5 protein-coding genes are annotated in these 8,326 nt (G+C 57.1%); 4 read left to right on the top strand and 1 reads right to left on the bottom strand.

Annotation, left to right across the window (positions count from 1 at the left end; translation table 11 throughout):
- Positions 1-276 precede the first annotated feature (276 nt).
- From HMPREF2808_RS06070 to HMPREF2808_RS06060, 4 genes are all read left to right on the top strand, one after another.
- Positions 277-1,740: a SpaH/EbpB family LPXTG-anchored major pilin gene (locus HMPREF2808_RS06070; protein ID WP_046647569.1), complete on the top strand. Its 1,464-nt coding sequence runs from the start codon at positions 277-279 to the stop codon at positions 1,738-1,740.
- A 163-nt stretch (positions 1,741-1,903) separates the two neighbouring features.
- On the top strand, positions 1,904-2,842 hold the full coding sequence (locus HMPREF2808_RS06065; RefSeq protein ID WP_052750529.1) for a class C sortase: 939 nt from the start codon (positions 1,904-1,906) through the stop codon (positions 2,840-2,842).
- A gap of 4 nt (positions 2,843-2,846) precedes the next feature.
- Positions 2,847-3,749, top strand: a complete 903-nt coding sequence (locus HMPREF2808_RS13020; RefSeq protein ID WP_082254423.1) for a hypothetical protein — start codon at positions 2,847-2,849, stop codon at positions 3,747-3,749.
- The gene (locus tag HMPREF2808_RS06060) at positions 3,749-7,252 is read left to right on the top strand and encodes a DUF6923 family protein (RefSeq protein WP_070624247.1); all 3,504 of its coding nucleotides are present in this window, start codon (positions 3,749-3,751) and stop codon (positions 7,250-7,252) included. The genes HMPREF2808_RS13020 and HMPREF2808_RS06060 overlap by 1 nt, the downstream gene beginning before the upstream one ends.
- 84 nt (positions 7,253-7,336) lie before the next feature.
- On the opposite strand, the gene HMPREF2808_RS06055 is transcribed toward HMPREF2808_RS06060, so the two are convergent.
- On the bottom strand, positions 7,337-8,266 hold the full coding sequence (locus HMPREF2808_RS06055; RefSeq protein ID WP_070624245.1) for a class C sortase: 930 nt from the start codon (positions 8,264-8,266) through the stop codon (positions 7,337-7,339).
- Between the last annotated feature and the right edge of the window lie 60 nt (positions 8,267-8,326).

The following is an 8,326-nucleotide window of genomic DNA, read 5'->3' as shown; positions in this document are numbered from 1 at the left end:
CCAAAAAGCCACTAGACATCCCGTCCAAAAACATCCTGGACTCCGTGTCCAAAAAGTCGCTAGACATCACAGGTCTAGCTATGTAATCCACAGGCTACCGTTACTTAGGCTAGGGGCCCGGGTAGGTGCCTTACCTTCTTGGGAACGTCGCTCTATGTGGGTGAAAGACTCTTAGCGATGGGCCGGGCCATGGTGTGTAAACCGTGTGGAGTGGATTGCGTACAGCTGATGAGGCGCGGTGTCTCATTACACAACTCATGTAAAGGACCTGTTTCCGTGAACAAGATCTCTCGTACCGCTCGTTCGGTCACTTTCGCAGCAGTCGTAGGCCTCTCCCTGGGAATCTCCGCTCCGGGCGCCCTGGCCGAGGAAGCACCTGCCGTTGAGCAGGGTGCCGTGAACAAGGCAAACATCGATTTCAGCAAGAAGGGTTCGATTACCCTCTACAAGAAGAAGGGTGCTGAGTCTGACACCCCCGCGACCGGTGGGGAGATGGGGAACGTACCGGGTGACCCTCTTTCTGGTGTGACTTACAAGATCACCAAGCTTGACTACGACCTGCAGAATGGTGACTGGTCGACCTTCCCGAAGTCGGCTGCAGATGTCAAGGACGAAAACAAGACTAACACGACGTTCGAGCTGACCACCGATGCTGAGGGCAAGGTAGCCTTCACTGATCTTCCGTTGGGCATCTACCTCGTTGAGGAGACCGGCGCTCCGGCTGGCATCGTTTCTGGTGCTCCGTTCATCGTGTCGGTGCCGATGGTTAACGAGGCCTCCGACGCGTGGAACTACGATGTTGTGGCCTACCCGAAGAACACGGAAACCAAGACCGAGAAGACCGTTAAGGATGCGGATAAGAACATCCAGGACGCCTACTCCTACACCATCAATGCGGATGCCCCAACCTGGGGCGAAGGCAAGAAGCTGACTGCTTTCCGTTTCGAGGATCAGCTGGACAAGCGCCTGGACTTCCAGCAGGTTACCGAGGTCAAGGCCGGCGACACCGTTCTTGAGGCCGGCGACTATTCCGTGAACAACCCCGCTGAGAACGGCAACAAGCTTGTCGTGAAGCTGACCGATGCTGGTCTTGCCAAGGTCAAGTCCGGTGACAAAATGTCCCTGACTTTCGAGGTTAAGCGCAAGGAGGTTGGCGACACCACTGAGCTGAAGAACCAGGCTGACGTCATCTTCAACAACCCGAATACCGGTAACGAGGTCACGAACAAGACCAACGAGGTCGTGACCTACCACGGCAAGCTGAAGGTTGTGAAGAAGGATGGCAAGGAGACTGGCAAGGTCCTGGAAGGCGCTGAGTTTGAGCTCTACCAGTGCACCTCGGCAGCTAACTTGGGCGCGAAGCTGACTGTCAAGGAACAGGACAAATGGACCACGGGTACCGATGGCACCATCACCATCGACGGTCTGCACGTCACGGATTTCGAGGACAACAAGGAAGCACCGGCTACGAAGAAGTTCTGTCTGAAGGAGACCAAGGCTCCGGCTGGTTATGTACTGCCGGAGAAGAACGTTACCGAGATTGACTTCACCCGCGAGAATATCGCGAAGACCGGTGAGGGCGACGATGCCATCACCCTCGTATCAGAGATTGAGAACGTCAAGCGCGACACCCCGAACCTGCCGATGACTGGTGGCGCCGGTGTGGGCATCCTGGCAGCTATCGGTGCAGCGATTGTTGCGGCAGGTGCTTGGTTCGCTCGTCGTACCGCGCGTAACTAATAGCCGGGCGTAGTTCCGGTAGCGCAGACTGTCCATGGTGGTCTGCGCTGCGGGTCGGGTAGCCAAGGTAGGCCGCCCGACCCAATGAGGGGACTGGACTAGGCGTAGATTCCGGTCCCTATCTTTATCTTTCGTTGTAATCCCGGTCGCGCTGCGCTAGCGCGTGGGGCATTGTTTTGGGTGGTGCGGGTCGTTGACTTCGGTGGTAGGCCAAGAAACTGGCAGGCGGCACAGGCGCCGTGGAGGCTTAGCTCTTCCGGCGGTAATCGTTGTCGTCGGGTTGTTGGTGATGCTGTACCCAGTGGTCTCGACCGCCTGGAACAACTGGAATGCCTCACGGGTGGCGCAAGAGTATGCGCGACTGGACAAAGAGACACCGGCGCAGGTGCAGGACTCCGTATGGGATGCTGCGCATGCGTACAACGAGGAGCATACGTCGGGTCCGATCTTGGATCCGTGGCTGAACCGTATCGGTGTGGATAATCCCGATTATGAGGCTTACCTGGAACAGTTGGGTGAGACCGAAGCGATGGCCCGCCTCGTGTTCCCAGCAATAGACGTCGATCTGCCGGTGTTTCATGGCACTGCGGACAAAACACTGCAGCGTGGGTTAGGGCACTTGTATGGCTCTGATTTGCCGGTAGGAGGAGCAGGAACTCATTCCGTCATCACCGGGCACACGGGTCTATCAAATTCGACGATGTTTGATCACCTCAATTCGGCCGCTAAGGGCGATGCATTCTATATCCAGGTTGCTGGCCATAAAATGAAGTATGTTGTAGATGACATACAAGTGGTTCTGCCGAGTGAGGTAGATAGTCTGCGGCCAGTCGCCAATAAGGATTACGTCACGTTGATTACGTGCACCCCGTACGGGATCAATACGCATCGCTTGTTGGTGCGTGGCCATCAGGTGGCCTTAGAGCCGGGGGAAGAAACGTTGTTTGAAGGCTCCCATGGCCCGGGCTGGCAGTGGTGGATGTTTGTGCTGCTAGCTGCGGTGATTGTTATTGGTTGTTGGCTAGTTTGGTGGCTGCGGCGCCAGAAGGCGGCTACCGGGGTGCAAGAAGTAATTAATAAGGAAAGTAGCGTGCGGGAGTAAAGCGATGAAGAGGTTGACAAATGCATGGTCGGCCCGAGTGGTTGCCGTCGGAGTAGCGTGTGCGGTTGCGTTCGCAGGGCCGGGCACGGTTGCTGCGGAAGCGGTGCAGGTTGCCGGGCAGCAGTCCACTGGTTCGGAGCGCACTATGGCTACGGATACGGTGACAGTGCGGCTTACACAAGGTAATCCGAATGACGATGGTCATGCGCCTGCGGGAAAGATTCAGGGAGTTACGATTCGTCTGGCCCGGCTTGCCGGCTTGGACCCGACCAACGCTGACGACGCAGCCCGCGTACGGAACGCGAATCTCGACGAGGTTCGTGATTGGCGCACTGATATGCACGCGGAGAAAGTCACCGATGCCAATGGAGAGGTGACGTTTGGTGGTCTTGCCAATGGTTTCTATGTGGTGACGTCGACGGCCCCGGATGACTCCTACCGGGAGATTAGTCCGTTTGTGGTGGTGGTTCCGTTCCACACAGTGGTGGACAATCCGAACCCAGTGCCAGGAGTGATTGTGGCCAAGACCCACAAGCCGGGTGAAACGCCGACGCCGCCGACGACCCCCACGGCCCCGACAACCCCGAATACTCCATCGACAACCTCGAGTACTCCGCGGACAACGCCAAAGTTTCCGCCGGTGTTCCCTCCGTTGATTCCCCCGGTACCACCGACAAAGCCAGGAGAGACTCCGCACGAGCCTGGGACAACGCCACCTAACAACCCGGAATCTGGTACAAACACAACTTCAGATTCCCCGAACCGTTCGCAAGGGAATGGAGGCTCATTGGCAATGACCGGTGCAGAAGTACTCGGTGTGGTGGCCGGAGCGTTGGCATTGATTGCTACCGGTTTCGTGATGATTGCTTTTAGCCGCAGGAAGAATTCAGAAAGCGAGGGACGCTAATGTCCTGGACAGATACTCACTCGGCCGAGCCGGTAGTGTACCGCTGGCGCGTCTTAGCGGCGTTCATTGCTGCACTGGCTCTCATTGTTGGTGTTGCTGCACCGGCTGCTCTGCCCGGCATCATTGGTGCTGTCGCTGAAGCACAAACCACGGCCCTGCGCGCTGAGCTCGATTCTGCAGACCAGCTGAGCCTGACTGCTGGCGACTCCGCAACGTTTGAAGGCCACGTTATTGACGCCGGAACCGTGGAGGACTTGGAGTTCACTGTTGAGACTGCAGGACTAGAGTTCGACGGCTCGGCCTACACACTGACTATCGACGGCGAAGTGATCCCCGTCCGCGAAGGAGACAACCTCGTTGTAAAATCGACCAGCTCTTCAGTGACTTTCCGCATCACTGGCCTTTCTACTGACGTGCCAGCGGGAGCAGCTTTCTCATTGAAGACCCCGGCGGTCGCAGAGGATTCCGAACTGAGCGGGATATCCGTCGATGCGCGTGGAGTAGCCGAGGAGACTACCAGCACGTCATCACCTGAATCCAGCGAAGCCTTAGAAGCCCCTTCGGAGGTGACTGAGCCGCTTGATATTGCTGACGTTGACGCGGCCCCAGCCCGTCTGATGGCGGCGCCGAACATTACCCCGTACGCTGCAGGCGACCGCACCATCACGATGGTAAACGATGGATACGTGCTCAAGGGAAGCCGCTATATCCCGAACTTTAAGATTCCGGCCGATGAGCTTTTTGGCGGCCAGCTGTCCATTCCGCAAGGCACGGTGGTTACCCTCAAATCCAGCGTTAACAGTTATTTATCGACTAACCCTGATGACCTGACGATCTATTACACCGGTGCCAACGGAGGTTGGTATGAGGCGAAGGTGACCTACAAAAGGATTAGCGCCAAGGAATACCAAGTCACCCTGCCGCAGATTACTATTGGTGGCACCGCACAGATTCAGTTTAAGGGTGTTCACCGCGGGCCAGCCAATACAGTGTTTACAGCTTCCTTCACCGTTCCTGCGAAAGAGGAGTGCCAAGATCCGGTTACAAGCAGACAGCCAAAGCGCGATCTCACCCCAGCTGAATTTGCCGACGGTAGCCCTGTCTACGTTGTAACCAGTGAACCTAAGGATCTTCGCCGAGACACTTCCATTCTGAGCCGTCAAGTCAACCAAGGCCGAGACTTTCGCCAGGTGGGAGAGTCCACTCCCTGGGTGTACAATGCTCTAGCCTTTGATTCGAGTGATAACTGGCTCTATGCGGTGAGCCAGAGTCGCGGCCGAAATGGTGATCCTTGCTACCCGGCAGGAAATCTCCTTCAGATCAATCCGGCAACCGGTGAAGTATATAATCTTGGGCCTATTTTAAAGGCCGGAAGTACCGGTACCCCGTTTGAAACGAGCGGCGACCGGGATGTCCTCAACGCTGGCGTGTACACCAGCGAGGGATTCTTTGTGGGCAACACGTCCACTTCTGGTAGCCGTCACCTTTATAAGGTCGACGTCGGCAAAGTCACTGCTAAACGCGTGTTCGGAAACCAGAAGTCTTTTTCGGAGGACTGGGCGGTGCTCCCGCAGGCCCAGAAGTATATGTGGGGTTTCCAGAGTAAGGCTGAGGCAGGCGACAAGCTTATCCTTGAACGCATTGACACACAGACCGGCGACATCAGGACCTGGGATCTCACCGGCATCAAGACCTTCGATGGGCGCACGATCTCGAACCCCTCTGCTTCTTGGGGCAAGGCGTGGACCTACTCCAATGGAAACCTGGGCTTTGGCTCGGGTAGTGCGAATGCGAATCAGCTGGGCTTTGAGCTAAAGATCACCAACCCAGATGATGATAGCCCGAAGTTCGAGCTGGTCAACATAATGAACAACCTGCCTGCTTCATTTAACACGGACGCGGCCTCCGACCTAGTTCCGCCACCGCCAGGGCTGCAATCAAACATTGCGGTGAAGAAGCAACGCTCGGAGACCAAGGTGGTAAACGGCGAGGTGCGTACTTTCTGGACCATCTCCGTGGAAAACACCACGGATAACACCAGTTCGGGCGGCACATTCTGGGAATACCTACCAACGGATACTCACTATGGAGTGAACGCTTCCGGTCCCACTGCGAAATTCGAGGGATTTGGAGCAGGATCTACCGAGGTCAACGGTCAAAAGCCCGGGCCTGATCAGATTGCGCCGGGAACTGGTATTTATGCAGGCATGATTGTCCCATCCGGAGCGGACGGTGAGTCCCGATACATGATGGGCTATGTTGGTACTCTTCCAGGGCACGCGAAGGTAGAGTATGTCGTCTCTGCGCCGGTGCGAACAGATGAATACGGGAACCTCAAGACGGTATGTAGTCCGAACAAGGTTGCTTTCCAGGCTACGGACGGGGAGTCTAGCCCGGCTGAAGATGACAACGTCGCTACTGAAGCCTGTTTCAATAAGGTTGCCGTCGACAGCACACCGCAACCTGTTCCTGGTGCAGCGAATGAATATACCGCGAAGTACAACGTCGTAGTTGAGGCACCGGACGCAACTGGCTTCGACACCAACGACGTGATCTACGGCAAGCTCACGGACACCCCGAGGTTTGTTGGTGCTGCCACGGTTACTGGGGCCACTGTGATCTTCAAGGACGAGTTCAACAAGACCAGCCAGCCGCGTGCGTACCAAGGTGCCGGCCCCTTTGAGCTCAACAAGAATGACACTCCGAAGATCATTAAACCCAAGGGTGTTGACGGAAGCACTGGGCAGCACGTCTACGAGGTAACGGTGCGCTTCAAGCTGGATCGTTCAAAACTGGACAGCACCTCTGTACCCGCCGGCTACCCGAGCCAACCTTCAGGAAACACCCGCTGCTACACCAAGGGTGGCCTGTACGAGCCTAAATTTGGCCTCATGAATGAGGCAGAAATGGGCGGCTGGAAGGATACTGACTGTATCCCGCTGGAGACCAAGGAAACGATGGACGTCCTGCTCGAAAAGGCGAGCTATAACCCGGACAACCCGGACGAGATCCAAACCGACGGTTTGCTTGGCGGCGCGCAGTTCACCGTCCACCGCAGTGATGCTAACGGCAACCTGAAGCTAAACGCGGATGGCAGCGTCAACGTTGATGCTAACCCCGTGGTGAAGCAGTCCACGACCACCACCACAGGCCGCGTCAAGCTCGAAGGCTTGGATGCCCCTGGCGTTTATTACCTCATCGAGACGAAGGCGCCGAACGGCTATAACCTGCTGCCCGCGCCGATCAAGTTCTCGACGGAGTGGGATCAGAATGGCAATGCAGTCATCAAGGTGCTCTCCGGAGGGACCGCGATCACCAGTAATAGGTGCGCTGAGTCTGACACCGCTGCCAACTGTGTGAAGAAGATCGGCGTCCTTCAGGTCGCTGACATCACCAAGGGTGCACTGCCCAAGACCGGTGGTGAGGGCGTAGGCCTGTGGGCGCTCGCTGGTGGCGCGATTGTCGCGGCAGGGTGCCTCGCTTTGCGACGTCGCCCGGCATAGAACCACCGCTTGCGGCAACTTTAGAAAAGGCCCGCTCTTCCAATAACCAGGGAAGGGCGGGCCTTATTGCATGCTCATTGTCGGTTAGGAGTCCTGCGGGTCGTCGTCAATCACGGTGTCCTTGGCATTGCTGACATATTTGCGCCACCAGTAGATGAGAAGAAGCACGATGATGGCAGCGGCAGCCAGAATGGCCCACATCCACCACTGCCAGTGAATACCAGAGCTGTTGAATGCGGCCTCGTCTTCCGGATCCATTGGCACTCGGTGGCCGGTGACGAGCAAGCGGTGGGTATTTACACCGTAGGGGGTGCAGGTAATGAGCGTAACGAGGTCCTGGCCTGGCTCACGGTGGAGCGAGCTGGTGTCCGCAGGCTCGACGACCCGAATATCGTGCACCTCGTACTTGAGCTTCTCGCCGCCGGCGGCGATGTAGAAAGCATCGCCCTTCTTGACCTTGGTGAGGTTGTCCCACAGCGTGGCATTCTGTAGACCCGTGTGAGCAGAGAGCGCTGCGTGCCTGCCCTCGCCGTTCCCCACGCCACCGACAGGTAGGTCCGTGCCGTAGAGGTGGCCAGCGCCGCGGGAGAGTGCTCTTTCTGAGGTGCCGTGATAAATGGGCAGATCGGAATCAATAGAGGGGATGACGATGCGACCCATGGCATCGGTCTCTGACAACACAGACAGGTATTGGCGGTAGCGCTGGTACTCGGGAGAGTTCTCGTCATCGGTGGTGGTCCAAGCGTCTTCCACACTGATTTGGCCCAGCTGGGCGTTGTAGGCCTGTGCCTCCTCCCAGGCGGTGTGCAGTACTTCTGGCGGGGCTTGCTTCTCCAGCTTGGCGTATTCCTCGGCGGCGCGGGATTGGGTGTGGTTGTTCCACTGCGTGGCCACGACGGGGTAGAGCAAGACACCGAGACCGACGAGGATCAGAATTAACGCAATGATGGCGTTGGGGTTGACGCCCTTCTTCTTGGGTGCGTCGCTGATTTCCGCTGGTTCGTGCTTGCCCATTGTGTCCTGCCTGTGGGGTTTGTTACCGCACGCCCTGGTATTGACGTGGGGGTAGTTTTT

The organism is Corynebacterium sp. HMSC078A10 (assembly GCF_001811565.1).
In the GTDB taxonomy this organism is placed as follows: Bacteria; Actinomycetota; Actinomycetes; order Mycobacteriales; family Mycobacteriaceae; genus Corynebacterium; species Corynebacterium hesseae.
The sequence above is the reverse complement of the archived record's forward strand: the minus strand, read 5'-3'. Positions and strand labels throughout refer to the sequence as shown.

Coding starts and splice junctions, on each gene's coding strand:
- HMPREF2808_RS13020 (WP_082254423.1), top strand. CDS start 2,847: ATGAAGAGGTTGACAAATGCATGGTCGGCCCGAGTGGTTGCCGTCGGA.
- HMPREF2808_RS06060 (WP_070624247.1), top strand. CDS start 3,749: ATGTCCTGGACAGATACTCACTCGGCCGAGCCGGTAGTGTACCGCTGG.
- HMPREF2808_RS06055 (WP_070624245.1), bottom strand. CDS start 8,266: ATGGGCAAGCACGAACCAGCGGAAATCAGCGACGCACCCAAGAAGAAG.